Source organism: Streptomyces cinnamoneus, from assembly GCF_002939475.1.
Classification (GTDB): domain Bacteria; phylum Actinomycetota; class Actinomycetes; order Streptomycetales; family Streptomycetaceae; genus Streptomyces; species Streptomyces cinnamoneus_A.
Window position 1 is genome coordinate 642,302 of the sequence record NZ_PKFQ01000001.1, and the last position, 15,893, is coordinate 658,194.

At 74.3% G+C, this 15,893-nt stretch carries 12 protein-coding genes; 1 reads left to right on the forward strand and 11 read right to left on the reverse strand.

Translation table 11 applies throughout. The features are described from left to right. Nucleotides 1–36: 36 nt before the first annotated feature. The 4 genes from CYQ11_RS03045 to CYQ11_RS03060 form a co-directional block, all read right to left on the reverse strand. Entirely contained in the window at nt 37–1,038 is a 1,002-nt protein-coding gene (locus CYQ11_RS03045; protein ID WP_099198958.1) for an SDR family NAD(P)-dependent oxidoreductase, read from the reverse strand. A 100-nt stretch (nt 1,039–1,138) separates the two neighbouring features. After that, nucleotides 1,139–2,593, reverse strand: a complete 1,455-nt coding sequence (locus tag CYQ11_RS29115; RefSeq protein ID WP_146104639.1) for a hypothetical protein — start codon at nt 2,591–2,593, stop codon at nt 1,139–1,141. Continuing rightward, on the reverse strand, nt 2,590–4,107 hold the full coding sequence (pelF, locus tag CYQ11_RS03055) for a GT4 family glycosyltransferase PelF (RefSeq protein ID WP_099198959.1): 1,518 nt from the start codon (nt 4,105–4,107) through the stop codon (nt 2,590–2,592). The genes CYQ11_RS29115 and pelF overlap by 4 nt, the downstream gene beginning before the upstream one ends. A 63-nt stretch (nt 4,108–4,170) precedes the next feature. After that, nucleotides 4,171–6,339, reverse strand: a complete 2,169-nt coding sequence (locus tag CYQ11_RS03060) for a hypothetical protein (RefSeq protein WP_099198960.1) — start codon at nt 6,337–6,339, stop codon at nt 4,171–4,173. A 758-nt stretch (nt 6,340–7,097) separates the two neighbouring features. Between CYQ11_RS03060 and CYQ11_RS03065 the strand changes: the two genes are divergently transcribed. Next, nucleotides 7,098–8,291, forward strand: a complete 1,194-nt coding sequence (locus CYQ11_RS03065) for an ABC transporter substrate-binding protein (RefSeq protein WP_240003364.1) — start codon at nt 7,098–7,100, stop codon at nt 8,289–8,291. 202 nt (nt 8,292–8,493) lie between these two features. On the opposite strand, the gene CYQ11_RS03070 is transcribed toward CYQ11_RS03065, so the two are convergent. Genes CYQ11_RS03070 through CYQ11_RS03100 form a run of 7 tightly spaced genes read right to left on the reverse strand, consistent with a single transcriptional unit; the run spans nt 8,494 to nt 15,788 of the window. After that, nucleotides 8,494–9,693 (reverse strand): MFS transporter, encoded by a 1,200-nt coding sequence (locus tag CYQ11_RS03070; RefSeq protein WP_099198962.1) that lies wholly within the window; start codon nt 9,691–9,693, stop codon nt 8,494–8,496. A gap of 29 nt (nt 9,694–9,722) precedes the next feature. Continuing rightward, nucleotides 9,723–11,123 carry a methyltransferase domain-containing protein gene (locus CYQ11_RS03075; protein WP_099198963.1) on the reverse strand — a complete coding sequence of 467 codons (1,401 nt, stop codon included), beginning with the start codon at nt 11,121–11,123 and terminating at the stop codon, nt 9,723–9,725. After that, on the reverse strand, nt 11,120–11,875 hold the full coding sequence (locus CYQ11_RS03080) for a gamma-glutamyl-gamma-aminobutyrate hydrolase family protein (protein WP_181143553.1): 756 nt from the start codon (nt 11,873–11,875) through the stop codon (nt 11,120–11,122). The genes CYQ11_RS03075 and CYQ11_RS03080 overlap by 4 nt, the downstream gene beginning before the upstream one ends. Next, nucleotides 11,872–12,276 (reverse strand): GNAT family N-acetyltransferase, encoded by a 405-nt coding sequence (locus CYQ11_RS03085; RefSeq protein ID WP_099198965.1) that lies wholly within the window; start codon nt 12,274–12,276, stop codon nt 11,872–11,874. Before CYQ11_RS03085 ends, CYQ11_RS03080 begins: the two co-directional genes overlap by 4 nt. Continuing rightward, entirely contained in the window at nt 12,263–13,555 is a 1,293-nt protein-coding gene (purB, locus tag CYQ11_RS03090) for an adenylosuccinate lyase (RefSeq protein ID WP_099198966.1), read from the reverse strand. The genes CYQ11_RS03085 and purB overlap by 14 nt, the downstream gene beginning before the upstream one ends. Further along, nucleotides 13,552–14,292 carry a class I SAM-dependent methyltransferase gene (locus CYQ11_RS29360; RefSeq protein WP_181143554.1) on the reverse strand — a complete coding sequence of 247 codons (741 nt, stop codon included), beginning with the start codon at nt 14,290–14,292 and terminating at the stop codon, nt 13,552–13,554. Before CYQ11_RS29360 ends, purB begins: the two co-directional genes overlap by 4 nt. Then, nucleotides 14,289–15,788: a phosphotransferase family protein gene (locus CYQ11_RS03100; RefSeq protein ID WP_181143555.1), complete on the reverse strand. Its 1,500-nt coding sequence runs from the start codon at nt 15,786–15,788 to the stop codon at nt 14,289–14,291. Before CYQ11_RS03100 ends, CYQ11_RS29360 begins: the two co-directional genes overlap by 4 nt. Between the last annotated feature and the right edge of the window lie 105 nt (nt 15,789–15,893).

Below are 15,893 nucleotides of genomic sequence, written 5' to 3' on the forward strand. Positions count from 1 at the left end.
GGTCTCTCGGTGAGTTCCGTGCGCGGGGAGAGCGGCTCAGACGTGGTACGTGCCGGTCTTGTACCGGCCGAGGTTCACCGGGTCGCGGAAGAAGGCGACGGTTTCGCGGAGGCCCTCTTCGAGGGTGTGGGCGGGCGCCCAGCCCGTGGCGGCCCGCAGTCGGGAGGAGTCGCAGACCAGCCGCATCACCTCGGAGCCGGCGGGGCGCAGGCGCCGGGGGTCCTCCCGCACGGTGAGGTCGGTGTCCATGAGCTTGCCGACGAGGGTCACCAGGTCGCCGACGGAGATCTCCTCGCCGGTGCCGGCGTTGAAGGTGCGGCCGACGACGTCGTCGGCGGGGGCGGTGCCGACGGCGCGGAAGGCGGCCACGGTGTCCTTGACGTAGCTGAAGTCCCGGGTGGGGCGCAGGTCGCCGAGGGTGATGGTGCGTTCTCCGGCGGCCACCTGGGCGACGACGGTCGGGATCACGGCGCGCATGGACTGACGGGGGCCGTAGGTGTTGAAGGGCCGCAGGGTGACCACGGGAAGCTCGAAGCTCGCGTGGTAGCTGTCGGCGAGGCGGTCGCCACCCGCCTTGGAGGCGGCGTACGGGGACTGGGTGTTGATGGGGTGGTCCTCGCTGATCGGCACGGTCTGCGCGGTGCCGTAGGTCTCGCTGGTGGAGGTGTGGACCAGGCGCGGGACGCCCAGGTGCCGCACCGCCTCCAGGACGTTGAGGGTTCCCATCACGTTGGTCTCGACGTAGCTGTGCGGAGCCCGGTAGGAGTACGGGATCGCGATCAGGGCCGCCAGGTGGTAGACGGTCTCGGCGCCGGTCACCAGGCCCTGGACGGAGCCGGGGTCGCGGACGTCCCCGAGCACCACCTCCACCTGCGCCATCACGTCTTCGGGCAGGTCCTCCAGCCAGCCGAAGGACGAGAAGGAGTTGTACTGGACCATGGCGCGGACCCGGTGGCCGTCGGCGACGAGCGCCTCGACCAGGTGCGAGCCGATGAAGCCTTCGGCGCCGGTGACGGCGACGAGCGACGGTGCGGACATGTGGGTCTCCCTCGGGGACGACGGGACGACGGACAAGGGACGGTGGTGCGGCGGTGCGTGAGGAGCGGGTGACGCGTCGGTCATCACCGTGGGGCGGTGATCACCTGTGGGTGGTGATCCGTCCGAGCAGAGCGGTGGCGACGGCCAGCAGGGCAATCGCCGTGCCCGTACAGATCACGAGCTGGAAGGTGGCGGGCGTGGAGACGCGCAGGGTGAGCGCGGCGGTCTCGGCGCCGGCGGCGCCCAGGCAGAGCAGCGCCGGTGTCCAGGCCGTGCCGTAGGCCTGGAGCAGTAGTCCGGTCCACAGCACCGCGCCGAGCGCCGGCAGGGCGGCGAGGCGCAGGGGGAAGGGCGGTGGACCGCCGTGCCACAGGACTTCGGCGGCGAGGACGAGGACGGAGAGCACCGCCAGGTACGCGGCGACGCAGGTGACCAACACCCGGGCGGCCCGAAGGAGCAGGCCGGCGGTGGTGACCGAGGCGCCGAGCGCCGCGAGGCCGCGGCTGCGACAGCGGTAGAGCAGCCATTCGGCGGCCCCCATGCTGAGGGTCAGGGCGATGACCTCGGGTCCGCCGGCTCCGGCGCGGCGGCCGACGAGCAGGTCGCCGAGCGCGGCGACGGTGGTGAGCACCCCGCAGCCGAGGCCGAACAGGCCGTAGGGGACCGAGGCGAGCAGGCTCGGGGGCGCCGCCCCGGCCGGCGGCTCGCCTTCGCGCAGGGCGCGCGCGGTCTCGTACGCGGCCGCCAGCAGGGCGCCGCCCGTGGTGGCGAACAGCAGGGTGACACCGACGACGGGCGGCGGCTGGGTGAGGAGGATCACGACCCCTCCCGTGGCCGTGGGGACGAGGGTGAGCAGCAGGAGGCGTTCCCTGCCGAGCACCAGCAGGACGGTGGCCGCCGCGAGGTAGAGCGCCTGGCCGGCCGCGAGGGCGAGCGCCCCCGGGGCGGCCCGCAAGGCCGGCGCGGCGGCCGTGGCGAGCAGGGCCCCGAGCGGGGCGCCCACGGCGAGGCACCGTCCGGCCGCCGCGCGGCCGCCGGCGGCCAGGCGGAGGTAGGCGCGGTGGGCGAGCCCCTGGTTCCAGGCCCAGGCCGCGAGCCCGGCGGCCACCAGTGCCGTCGTGCCGGCGGGCAGGCCGAACCGGTCGTGGGGGCCGGCCAGCAGGGGCGCCCCGAGCGGGTAGCCGAGGCCCGGGAGGGTGAAGACCAGGGAGCGGAGCAGGCAGGTGCCGGCCCCGGTCCGCCAGGGGTCGGGGCGGGGGCCGGGCTCGGGGTGGCCGCGCGGTACACGGGCGAAGAGCTCGGCGGCGAGTTCGAAGGCGTCGGAACGTCCGTAGCGTTCGGCTATCTGTTCGCCGGTGAGCCCGTCGGCTTCGAGGACCGCGGCTATCTCGTCGGGGTGGACGGCGGCCGCGCACACCTCGGCCAGTTCCTGGGCGAGGTCGTCGAGCGGGTCCGCCGCCCACCGCGGCGTGGAGCGGGGACGGCCCGCGGGGGCCGCCGCGAGGTCGTGGCACGGTTCCGGCTCGTCCGGCACGAGCCGCAGGAGTCCGCTCATCCGGCACCGCCGGCGGCCAGGGCCATGACGGGGACGGGCTGCGGCACGGTGACGGACAGGGGTACGGGCTGCCGCCGCCGGGCGAGGTCGTGGTAGATGTCGCGGAAGGCGCTGATGGTCTGACGGAGGGTGAACTGCTCCACGACGCGCAGCCGGGCCGATTCGCCCATGGTGGCCCTCAGCCCCGGGTCCCTCAGCAGCCGCAGCGCGGCCCGGGCCATGCTCTGCGGGTCGCGGGGCGGCACGACCAGCCCGCTGTCGCCGACGGCCTCGCGCACCCCGCCCACGTCCGTGGAGACGGTGGCCCGCCCGCAGGACATGGCCTCGATCAGGGTGAAGGGGAACCCTTCGCTGATGCTGGAGAGCATCACCACGTTGCCGGCCGCGTAGGCGTCGCGGATGTCCTCGACGCGCCCTTCGAAGGTGACCGCGTCGGCCGCGCCCAGCTCGGCGGCGAGGGCCTCGCAGGCGGTGCGGTAGCCTTCGCCGCCGCGCGGGGTGCCGCCGAACAGGCGCAGCCGGGCGTCGGGTATCTCCTTCCGTACGAGCGCGAAGGCGCGGATGAGGGTCTCCAGGCCCTTGATGGGGTCGACCCGGCCGGCCCAGCTGAGCGTGGGGACGTCGGGTTCGGGCCCGGCGGGCGGGAACGCCGCCGGGTCGACGCCGTTGTAGACGGTGCGGATGCGCTCGGGCGGGGTGCCGCCGTGCTCCTCCCAGCGGCGGTTGTAGCGGTTGCCGGGGGTGACGAGGGCGGCCCGGCGGTAGCTCTCCAGGGCGAGCAGCCGGAAGAGGCCCAGCATCAGGGCTTTGACGGGCCAGCGGTAGGGCTCGGCGCGGAAGCTGAGGTAGCGCTCCCGGAGGTAGATGCCGTGCTCGGTGAGGAGGAAGGGGGTGCCGTGGCGGTGGTGGGCGACGAGCCCGGGCAAGGTGGCCAGGCCCCCGCTCACCGCGTGGGTGATCCCCTCGGCGGGGACCCGAGCGGCGAGCGGGCGCAGCGCGTGCTCGAGCAGGTCGGTGGCGGTCAGGGCGTCGCGCAGGGTGGGGCGTGCGGCGGCCGTGGCGAGGTGGGGCCGGTTCCAGAGACGGGCCAGCAGCCGGGCGGCCGGCTCGTCGCGCAGGGCGGCGGACAGGGTGCCGTCGGCCGCGTGGTCGGACAGGCGGTAGAGGCCGCGGGCGAAGTGCGGCTCGCGGGCCGGGTCGAGCAGGGCTTCGAGGAACTGCTCGTAGCAGGTCAGGAAGCGGCGTAGCCGCCTGCCGCGCGGGGCGCGGCCGGGCGCCGGCGGTCCCCACAGCGGCACGCTGTCCACCTGCCGTACGTGTCCGGGGAGTTGCCAGGCGAGCTGCTCCCGGCCGGTGCCCGTGACGGCGATGACGCGGAAGTCGATGTCGGGCATGCCCTGGACGAGCTGGTCGCACCAGACGCTGACCCCGCCGTGGCTGTGCGGGTAGGTGCCCTCGGTGAGCAGGGTGACCGAGGGGGCGGCGGACACCGGTTGGGCTGACGGTCCGTGCATGAAAGTCGGTTCTCTCCAGGAGACAGTGGGACGGGGCGGTTCAGCACGGAGGTACTGCCGGTATCAGCGCCGGGTGGTGTCGCTGGGCCCGTAGGGCACCCGGTGGGTCACGCCACGGGGCACGGGGAGGGCGGCGGCCGGGGCCTGCACCCGGGCGGCCTTGCCGGTGAGGACGGGGGCGGCGGGGGCGGCGGCGGGCAGGGTCAGGGCGAGCTGTGCCTGGCCGGCGCCGGGGGCGGCCCAGCCGGAGCGCGCTCCGGCGTAGGGGGATCCGAAGGCGGTGCCGGTGCCCTGTTCCACGGTTCCGTCGGGCAGGGTCAGGCCGGCCTGGACGCCGGCGGGGGTGGTGACGGTGACGGCGTTGCCGATGCGGTAGGCGGTGACCTTGCCCGCGGCGAGGGCCGAGGTCCAGGAGGCCCGCTTGGCCAGTTCCGCGCCGATGTCCCTCATCCGCAGGTTGACCAGCGGGGTGTTGTCGGCGAACAGCCCGGAGTAGTCGGCGAGGACCTTCTCCAGGACGGTGTAGCCGATCCGCTCCTCGGAGAGGTTGGACTGGTGCATGAAGTGCGGCCGCGGGTCGTTGGCCAGGGCATGCCCCAGGGCGATGCGGGACTCGAGCGGGGCGATGTAGGAGGCGAAGCCGGTCCTGACGTCCAGCGGGGCCTTCAGGCAGGTGGTCGTCTCGGGGTACTTCTCGCAGACGCCGCTGCCGCCGTCGGCCTTCTTGGTGTAGAGCCAGTTGTATTCGTCGGTCTGCTCGGCGGCCCTGCCGACGTTGTAATAGACGTTCATGGGGTAGCGGGGCACGGTGAGCGCGGTGCCGACCGGGCGCTGCTGCCGCTCGCGGGAGGTGTCGCTGGCGATCCAGGAGACGCCCGAGCGGCTGAGGACGGGGGCGAGTTCGGGGTTGTCGACGGTCTGCTGCGGCAGGGTCTTCAGGCCGGAGTGCTCACCGGTGACCAGCTCGTCCTTGTCGAGGGCCAGACCCTGGCGGGCGGCCCAGCGCAGGTTCTCGTCGACCTGGTAGCCGATGGTCGGGCCGCTGACCCAGCGGGTCCTGCCGAAGAGGTCGGTGGCGCACTTCCAGGGCACGACGGTGGTGTTCTGCTCACAGCCCAGGAAGGCGTGGGTGTAGGTGTGGTTGATCCACCGGTAGGACTTCTGGTCGGCGAGGAGCTGCTGGAGGAGCGGGTCGGGCAGCCCGCCGTGCTCGGAGCGGTACTCCTCGCTGCCGACGCCGTTGTAGGCGAGGTCGAGAGTCAGGCCGTGGCTGCGGGACCACTCCTTGGCGTACTGGGCGTCGGCGGCCGTCATGCGGATCGGCGGGCTGTCGGGGCTGGGGTTGCCGGGGCAGTCCACGTCGCCGGGGGTGCACTTGCGCTTGGTGTCCCACCGGTCGTCGGAGGCGAAGACGTCGTCCGCGTGCACGCCGAAGTAGTTGCGGGCGGCACCGAGGTGGACCCCCTGGGTCACCCATTCCACGATGCCCCTGGCCACCAGCCGGAACTGCGTCTGGTACTGGTTGGCGACGAAGGTGACCACCAGTTCGCTGCGGCCGTCGTGGGTGTACTGGCCGATCAGCGAGCCGCGGCCGGAGCGGCCGGGCACGGGGGCGTCGACGAAGCTGGTGTACGAGGCCCCGTCCGCCTGCCGTTCGAGTGGCACGGCGACGTAGCCGTAACTCTCGTTGACGGTGCCGTCGTTGTCCTCGAAAGGAACGTTTCTTCTCAGGTACCCGAAGGGCCCGGCGGCTCCGGCCTGGGTCACCTGGGCGGTCTGGCCGTCCAGCGGGCCCGCGTAGCCGCCGTCGGCCGGGACGTTCAGTCCGACGGCCGGACGGGCATAGGTGTACGCGTCCACCTGGCGGATGCCGAATCGTTTCTCGTATCCGGCCAGGGCTTCCGACTCCGCCGCGGAGCCGAAGGGGTTGTCGTTGGGCAGGATCACGCCCTGGAACTTGGCCCGGGGCCTGCCCTCCACGGTGTCGCTCAGGAACGCCTCGTCGATGCGGGGGCGGCCCGCGGCGTCCAGGTCGACCCTCGTGTACGGCGTGCCGTCGCCGTCCAGCTCGGCACGTATCGCCTCGACGGCGGGGCCGCCGTCGTCGACGACCAGCAGGCGCAGGTCGATCCGCGGTGCCGCGTCGGCGGCTCCGGCCTCGGCCGACGGCAGCGCCATCGCCAGGAAGACGGTCGTGGCCCACGCCGCGACCAGACGTGTTGTACGCCCCATTCGCTTCTCCCCCCAGGGACGGACGGCGACGCTCGCTCGCGCGGCCGTCCGTACAAGACACGTGCGCGCGGCGCCGTTCACGGCGCGCGGCACCTCGAATGTTCTGCCATCGGCTCCGCCACACGGCCGGAATCCCCATTACGGCCGTTCACGCTCCTCCCCTGCCACGGAACGGACCGCCGATGTCCGGTTCCGAGCCGTGCGCCCGGAGCCGGGGACGCACGACAACCACGCGGGCTCCGGGCACGGGAGTGCCACGGCCTCGAAAGGCGTTCCCACCCCTCGACCGCTCAGCCATATAGTGCGCCATGCCCGAACGGCGCGCTGGGCCCACGGAGGAGTAGGCCGCGGCCCTTCCGGGCTCTCTGGCCGAAAGCCGCCGCCGTGCCGGGACGGCTGCCGGACGGGCCGGGCGGGACACCCGCGGGGCCACCACGTGGGTGACCTGTGTCAACTTCTGTATACGGCGCCCCACGGCTCGCTCTCCCCGGGCGGCGGCACACCCGGGCCCCGGACGCCTCCGCAGTCTTGAGATCGGCCTGATGACGGCTGTCGGATATGCCGGTTGCGCAATGCATTCGGCCCGCGCGTCCGTCATCTTCCGCGGCCTGCGGAAGGACACGCTTCCGGTCATCCGCCGCCGGCGGGGGGCGCGCCGGGAATCACCCTTCCGGGTCCGGGGTGTCGCGTGTCAACAAGGGCGCCGCGAGGGGACTTTGTTCCCGGACGTCGTCGGGCGGGGAGCGGAGGAGATCGCGGTGACTTTGCGGCGGACGGACGACCTGTGCATCGGCGCCGTCGTCCCCCGGACCGGCCGGCTGGCCCGGCTGGGGGACCCCCTGGCCTTCGCGCTGGAACGGCTGGCGCCCCGGCTCGCCCGCCCCGGCCGCGGCAACCGGCGCCGCACGTTCCGGCTGGCCTGGCGCGACAGCCAGTCCGACCCTGACGGGGCCCGCCGGGCCGTCGCCGAACTGGTGCGCGACGAGGGCGCGCGGATGGTGGTCACCCTGGGCGGCACCCGGGTGCTGCCCGCCGTGGCGGACGCCTGCGAGGTCCTCGGCATCCCGTGCCTGTCCACGGGCTTTCCGTGGCAGGCGTACGTGTTCGGCCGGGGCGGCGACCCGGCGCGGCCGTTCCGCTGGACGTACCACTTCGCGTGGGGACTGGACGACATCGCGACGGTGTTCGCGGAGCTGTGGGAGCACCTCGGGCCGGGCCGGACGGTGGGCTGCCTGTGGAACACCGGCCCGCAGGGCCAGCTGCTGCGCGACCCGCGGCACGGCTTCGCTCCGGTGGCGGCCGCGCGGGGCCACACCCTGGTGGACCCGGGCGGGTACCGGGAACCGGCCACCTGCTTCGAGGGCCACGTCCACCGGTTCAAGGAGGCGGGGGTGGAGGTCGTCACCGGCGCGGCCACGGCCGGGGACATGGCGCTGTTCCACCGGCAGGCCCGCGAGGCCGGCCTGCGCCCCCGGCTGATCACCTGCTCCCGCTGGCTGACCCACCCGGGCGAGGGGGGCGTGCCGGACGGCCTGGCGGAGGCCGACGTCGCGACGCTCGTCTACTGGACGCCGCGCCACCCCTTCCGCTCCTCGCTGGACGGCACCACCACGGCCGGGCTCGCCGAGGAGTACCAGCGCACGACGGGCCGGCCCTGGCTCCAGCCCCTGGGGCTCGCGCACGCCCTGCTGGAGGTGGCCGCGCACGCGCTGGCGACCGCCGACGACCCCATGGACCGGCACGCGGTGGCCGCCGCGCTGGGCCGCACCCGGCTGGCGACGGTCGCCGGCCTGCTGGACTTCACGGCCGGCCCCACCCCCAACATCGCCCTGGTGCCGCTGATCGGCGGGCAGTGGCGCTCCGGCCGGCGCCGGGGCCACGAGCTCACCCTGGTGACCAACGCCCGGCTGCCGAAGGTCGCGCCGAACGCGGAGCTGAGCGTGGGGCCGTAGGCCGTGTCCGCGAAGGCCCGGACTCCCCCGGCTACCGCTGGGGGGTGCCCCGGCACCCGACGCCCCGGACCACGTCCGGCGAGCGCACGGCGCTGCTTCGCGGACACGGCCCAGGATCCGGACGGGACGTACGCGTGGGCCCCGGGCGCGCTCGTACCGCCCGGACCGGGCACGGTCCGGGCGGTACGGGGGCCGGCCTTTGTCAGCCGCGGGGGCCCGGGCTCCCGGACGGCACCGCCGAACCGGCGGCCTGGCGGGCGGTCAGGGCCGCGGCGACGGCGAGGAGCGCGGCACCCGCCAGCGGGAGCGCCCAGGAGGAGGTCAGGGAGAGCGTGGCCCCGCCGATGCCGCCGCCGAGCGCGACGCCGAGGTAGGAGGACGCGCTGCTGACGGAGACGGCGATGGTGGGGGCGGCCGGCGCGCGGTCCATGACGCGCTGGATCTGGGCACCCGGCACGATCCAGTACAGGACGCCCCAGGCGACGGTCGCCGCCAGGAAGACCACCGTGGCCGGGCCCTCGGCGACCCGGGTGACGAGGGCGGCCAGCGCCAGGGCGGCGAACGCCGCGATGACGCCGAGCACCCCGGTCAGGTAGGCGCGGTCCGGCCCCCGCCGGTCGCTCATCCGGCCGCCCAGCGCCGTGCCGGCCGCGGCGGCGACACCCCAGGCGAACAGCACCGCGCTGACGCCCGCCGCGCTGAGCCCCGTCACGTCGCGGGCGAACACGGCGAGGTAGGTGTAGACGGTGAAGCTGCCGGCCACCGCGCAGGTGTTGGCCAGCACGACGAGCAGTACGGCCGGCTCGGCGGCGACCCTCAGCCGCGCCCCCATCGTGATCGGGGGCGGCGACGGCGTGGCGGGCAGCGTGGCGGCCAGTCCGGCGATGCCCACGCCGGCGAGCCCGGCGATCACCCCCAGCGTGGCGCGCCAGCTGCCCAGGGCGCCGACCAGGGTGCCGATCGGCACCCCGAGCGCCGTGGCCAGCGACAGGCCGCCCACGACCAGGGACACCGCGCGGCCGCGGTGGCGCTCGTCGGTCATGGCCGTGGCCGCGGCCACCGCGGTGTTCATGTACACCGCGGCGGCCGCACCCGCCAGGACCCGGGCCGCGAGCAGCGTCGGATAGTCGGGGGCGAGGGCGCCCAGCAGGTTGGCCAGCAGGAAGAGGCCGAGTGAGCCGTAGAGCATGACGCGCCGGCTGACGTTCGCGGTCAACGTCATCAGCACCGGGGCGCTGACGGCGTAGCTGAGGGCGAAGACGGTGACCAGCTGGCCCGCCACCGAGACGGAGACGTGGAAGTCGTCCGCGATCGACTGGAGGATGCCGGTCGTGACGTACCCGTCCGTGCCGACGGCGAAGGCGCCGAGGGCGAGGACCAGGACCGCCGACCGGTGCGACATGCCGGCCCGTCCCTCATCGTGCTGCCGACTCACCGAGCGGTGCCGCCTTCCACGAGGCCCTCGTCGGCCAGGCAGCCCGCCATCAGCTCGGTGGTGACGAGCAGGGCGCGCGAGCGGAGCGGGTCGGCCCCGAAGCGGTCCGCGAAGACCTCGGCGGCCAGGTCGCGGCCGGTGGCGCCGGCCGGGCCCGCGCCGCGCAGGGCGGCCAGCAGGGCCGGGAGCCGCTGCTCGGTCACCGCCACGTCGTCGGCGGTCCCCAGTTCCCAGAAGCCGTCGGGCAGGTCCAGCGCCCGGCCCCGGTACAGCCGCACGGCGGCGGGCGCCGCGTCGTCCGGGGCGCCGCCCACGGCGGTGAGCGTGTCGTCGAGCGTGAGGGGTGCGGAGAGGTCGGTGAAGGTGACCTCGCCCGTGCCGCCGGAGCGGCTGATCATCCCGCAGGCGAAGTAGTGCGGCTGCTCGAAGCGGCGCATGTGGTCGTCGACGATGTCCAGCACCTGCGCCGACGTCAGCTCGGGGTTGTGCCGCCGCGCGTGCAGGGCAGTCAGGGCCGCCCGCACCTCCGGGACCGTACGGCCGTCGGCGACGACGGTGACGTCGTGGCCGGCTTCCTTGGCGAAGGCCTCGATGTCCGGCAGCAGCAGGGGCCCCGAGGCGTCGCCGAGGCTCTGGAACCGGGTGATCAGCAGCCCGTCCCGGGGGTCGAGCAGACCGGCCGCGCGGCGCAGCAGCCGGCGGTTGAGGTCCAGGCCGTCGGGCCCTCCGTCGCCGGCCGCGGAGTACCGCAGGGCGGGCGGCACAGGCGCGTAGGGGAGGTTGGCGACGACGCAGTTGAAGGGGGCGTCGGGGGTGTGATCGCGGAAGAAGTCGCCGTGCCAGGTGTGGACACGGTCGTCGAGGCCGTTGAGGGCGGCCGTCAGGGCGGTGGCGTCCAGGCAGTCCTGCTGGAGGTCGGCGCCGGTCACCTCGGCGCACCCCAGGGCGAGGGCGCAGGTGGTGATGCCGGAGCCGCAGCCCACGTCCAGGGCGCGTCCGGTGGGGCGGGCCCGCAGGATCGTGTCGACGAACCGCAGCGAGTCCTCGCCGACGTAGACGTTGCCGGTGCCCGGCTCGCCGCCCTCGGCCGGCCGGTCGCGGGCGGCGAGCAGGCCGCGGAAGGCGGTGACCTCCCAGCGGCCCGGGCCGCCCGCGTCGTCGGCCAGGCCGAGCGCGGTGAGCCGTTCGGCGAGGGCGGGCGCGAGGCGGCGGTCCGGTCGCCGACCGAGGTGGAGCAGGTTCCACAGGGCGGAGCCGGTGTCGTCGCCGGGGGCGGCGGCCGCGGGGGGCCAGGGCTCCCACGGCAGTGCGGAGCGGCGGCGGGCGTGCTCCACCCGCTCGGCGAAGGCGCTCCGCCGCAGCAGGCCGGTGAGGGGGCCGGGGTCGGGTGCGGTCATGCGGCGGTGACACCGCCCTGCTCGCGGGCGGCCCGGTGGGCGGCGGCGGCCGCCACGAACGCCTCGAACACCGGTCGGGAGGGGCCCACTTCGGGGTGTCCCTGGATGCCGAGGGCGAAGCGGTGGCCGGTCAGGCTGATCGTCTCGACGACGTCGTCGGCGCTCCAGCCGGTGGCGACGACGCCGGTGCCGAGGGTGTCGACGGCCTGGTGGTGGAAGCAGGGCAGGTCGCTCTCGGCGCCGAGGAGCGAGCCCGGCAGGGCGTCGGTGCGCAGGGTGATCCGACTGGAGGCGAACACCGGTTCGGCGGGCATGTGGTCGTCGTTGCCGACCAGGTCGGGCAGGTGGGGCAGGAGGGTGCCGCCGCGCAGCACGTTCATCAGCTGCATGCCGCGGCACACCCCGAGGACCGCCCGGTCGCCCTCCAGGGCCAGGCGCAGCAGGGCGCTCTCCCAGGTGTCGCGCTCGGGGGCCAGCGTGCCGGTGTGCGGGCCGGGTTCGGCCCGGTAGAGGGCGGGGTCGATGTCGGCGCCGCCGACCAGCAGCAGTCCGTCGAGGCCGGCCATGACGGAGGCGGCCTCGGGCTCGGCGCCGGAGGGCGGTAACAGGACGGGGACGCCGCCGGCCGCGGTGACCGCGGCGACGAAGTCGGTCGGGACGAGGGAGGCGTGCCGGTGCCACCCGCGCCAGGAGGCGTCCTCCTGGTAGGTGGTGATGCCCACCGTCGGCTTGTCGATGGTCTTCCCCTTCACTTCGCCGCGTCCAGGACCCAGGCGGAGCCGTGCTGGGTGAACCCGATGTGCGGGTAGTACTCCGTGGCGGCCGGCGCGGAGAGCAGGACGATCTTCGCCTGGGGGGCGGCCTGCTGGACGTGCCGGATGAGGTCCACCCCGATGCCGCGCCGCTGGTGGGCGCGGTCGACCGCGATGTCGCTGAGGTAGGTGACGTAGGAGCGGTCGCTCACGCAGCGCGCGATGCCGGCCAGGCGGTCGTCGACGCGGGCGACGACGACCAGGTTGGCGTTGCGGACCATCGCGGTGAACCGCTCGGTGTCCTCCACCGGGCGGCGCTCGGCCAGGCCGGAGGCGCGGTAGAGCTCGGCGACCTCGGCCACGTCGAGGTCGGCCGCGTCGATGACTTCACATTTCCACATGGAGCAGTTCCTCCAGTCGTTGCCGCATGGCGTCCCGCGAGCGCAGGAAGCGGGTCGGATCGTAGACGTCGTCGCCGGTGTCGATCCCGCGCTCGCGCAGGGTCTCGCGCAGGTGCCGGCCGGTCTCCCACGTCTCGGTGGCCGCGTCCTGGACCGTGCGGTACGCCTTCTCGCGTTCGGAGCCGGCGGCCATCAGGTGCAGCATCACGGTCGAGCTGTAGATCAGGCCGTCGGTCTGCTCCAGGTTGGCACGCATCCGGTCGGGGAAGACGCGCAGCCCCTCGATGAGCTCGGCGGCGCTGGTCACCTGGTAGTGGGCGGCGATGAGGCTGTCGGGCAGCACGACGCGCTCGACGGAGGAGTGGGCGAGGTCCCGCTCGTGCCACAGCGCGACGTCCTCCAGGGCGGCGCCGAGGTTGGCGCGCAGCACCCGTGCCAGTCCGCACAGCCGCTCGCTGGTGGTGGGGTTGCGCTTGTGCGGCATGGCGCTGGAGCCCTGGTACGCGCTGGAGCGCGGCTCCTCCACCTCGCGGACCTCGGTGCGCTGCAACAGCCGCATCTCCAGGCCGATCTGCTCGACGACGGCGCCCAGGACGGCCACGGCGCCGAGCAGTTCGGCGTGGCGGTCGCGCGCCACGACCTGTGTGGGCACCGGCTCGACGCCCAGCCCGAGGGCCTCGCACACGTAGGTCTCGACGAACGGGTCCACGCTCCCGTAGGTGCCCACCGGACCGGAGATGGTGCCGACGGCCACCGCGGCGCGGGCCGCCCGCAGCCGGACGATTGACCGGTGGACGGCGAAGGCGAAGCCGGCCATCTTCTGGCCGAAGGTGGTGGGCTCGGCGTGGATGCCGTGGGTGCGCGCCACGCAGACGGTGTCCCAGTGCTCGACGGCCCGCTCGGTCAGGGCGCGCAGGAGCCGTTGCGCCGCGGCCAGCAGCAGGTCGCTGGAGGCGGCGAGGGTGTGGCCCAGCGCGGTGTCGACCAGGTCGTAGCTGGTCATGCCGTAGTGGACCCAGCGTGCCGCGTCGTCGGGGAGGGAGGCGGTGTACGCGGCGAGGAAGGCGAGGATCTCGTGGTCACGGGTGCGTTCCTGCTCGCGCACCTCCTCGGGGGTGGGCACGCGGCCGGCCCGGATGGCGGCGAGGTCGGCCTCGGAGATCGTGCCCAGCCGTGCCTGCGCCTCGCAGGCGAGGACCTCGACGCGGACCCACGAGGCGTACTTCGCCTCGTCGGTCCACAGTCCGGCCATCTCCGGACGCGAGTAGCGCGGGATCACTCGGGCCTCCGCGCCAAGACGGCGCAGGTGCGGTTGTTGGCCTTGAGGGGGCCCTTGGCGAGCTCGGCGGTGAGCGCGGCGACGCCCGTCTCGAACTCCTCGTCAGGGATGAGGTGGAGGGAGGAGAACGCCTTCTCGCGGTACTTGGTGGCGTCGGTCAGCTCGTAGGTGCTCTCGAAGACGCGCTGCTGCCCGTCGGTGAACCCGGCGAACCGCAGCTCGGCCAGCAGGTCGTCGATGGCGTGGTGGCGGCCGAGCTCGACCTCGACGGTGGAGGGGAAGTACTGCGCGACGGGGACGCGGGTGCGGATGATCTCCTCCGAGTCCGTGGCGGTGCACAGCACGCCGCCCGGCTTGAGCGCGCGGAACGCGCCCTCGAAGTAGCGGCCGGGCTCACGGACGTAGTGGATCATGTCGACCGAGAAGATCAGGTCGAAGGACGCCTCGGGCAGGTCGAGGGCGGCTATCTCCTCGGCGCGCCCGGTGCGCAGTTCGAGCTCGGCTTCGTGGGTGCCGGCGGCCTTGAGCATCTCCGGGAAGGGGTCCACGCCCAGGGCGCAGGCGCCGGTCAGCCGCTGGAGCGAGGCGAGGTGGTTGGCGGTGCCGCACCCCATCTCGAGGACGGCCGAGTCACCGGTGACGCCGGCGAACTCCGCCAGGAACTCCACCAGCCCGGGGTAGGGGCGGCGGTGCCGGGCGTACTCGGCGGCGAGCTGGTTGTAGTCCAACGCGGTCACGCAAGCTCCTTGGTGGTGTGCTGCTCGTGGACGGTGCGGGCCTGCCACAGGTACCAGGCGGTGTAGGCGTAGGTCGCCGTCCACACCTGGGGGGTGCGCAGGGTGTTCTCGTACTTCAGCCACCCGGCCAGCGAGCAGGCCGCGCCGATGTAGAGGCGGCAGCGCACGGTGTGCGCCGGCTCGTCGCCGGGGGCGGTCTCGATCAGCCGGTGCTCCATCGACCGCAGCCGGTCGGAGAAGCGCAGGGGCAGCCGGAGGGCGGAGACGTCGTGCGGCCGGGCCGGGTCGAAGGCGTCGCCGAAGAGCGCCTCGGGCTTGCCCTGCCGGGCGGCGTGGAGGATGGCGGGCATCGGCAGCAGGCCGTGCAGCAGCGTGGCGAGGTCGAAGACCGGGTCGCCGTAGCCGACGTCGGGGCGCTGCCGCTGCTCCCAGACGGTGCGCGGGTCGATGAAGACCGGGCCGCCGCCGGAGCGCCGGAGCATGTTGGTCGGGTAGATGTCGCCGTGCACCTGGCTGCCGGTGCGCGGGAGCAGGGCGGGGGCGTGTTCGTCGAGCCAGGCGGTCGCGGCCGTGTAGCCGGGGATGCGGCTGCCGTCCGGCAGGACGAGGTCGGCGGCGAGGTGCTCGTCGAGGTCCCGGTCGCCGAAGCAGAGCCGGAAGGTGGAGCGGAAGGCGGGCTGCTCGCGCAGGGCGTGGAAGCGCTCGCGGTAGAGGTAGTCGGCGCTGGTGGGGCGCGTCCCGCCGGCGGTCAGCCGGTACCAGCGGCCCAGTTGGTCGAGGTAGGGGGCGAGGACGTCGGCCGCGTCGGGGGCGGGTTCCGTCCGGTCCTCGTCGCTGAAGAGCCGCTGCTCCAGGTCGGCCGCCTCGGCGGCCTCCATGATGCTGACGCCCTGGTGGCCTTCGATGTGCACGCCGTGCAGGCGGGGGAAGAGCGGGTCGCGGCCGATGCGGGCGAGGTCGTCGTTGGTGCGGGAGGTGAAGCCCGTCTCGGAGCGGATCATCCCCGCCTCGCCGATCTTGGCGACGAGTTCGGTCTCGGCTCCGGCGTCGAACTGGACCACGCCGATGGAGTCGGAGCCCGGCCGGTGGAAGCGGGTGACGGTGGGGACCGGGCGGGTGGCCGCGGCCCAGGCGCGCAGCCGGGCGGCGACGACCGCGGAGCCGATGAGCTCGGCCTCGTCGCTCTCCTCGTCCCGCGCGGGGTCGTCGCCCGCCGGGGACTCCAGGCACCAGCCGTGGAGTTCGCCGCCGAGGAGGAAGGTGGTGCGCGCCGGCGTGCTGGAAGCGGGTGCCGGGAGGGCGATCACCTTGACCCCGAACGGCCCTAGTCGCTCGGTCAGCCCGGGCACCAGGGTGGGGGAGCCCGGCGCTTCGACGACCACGACGGAGGGGACCACGGTGTCCGGTACGAGACCCTGACCGTCGAGAGCGGAATAGAGATTCGCCAGCTCGGCCGCGGTGGCGGGCCGCGCTAACTCGGTAAGTAATTCGCTCACGTCTAGATATACCTTACCCGTGAAATGACCCGGCTCACGGGCCGGGATTGACACAGCCGGAGGACGGCGCCGTCTTTCACCATTGGCTCCGTGCGAGGGGCGGCT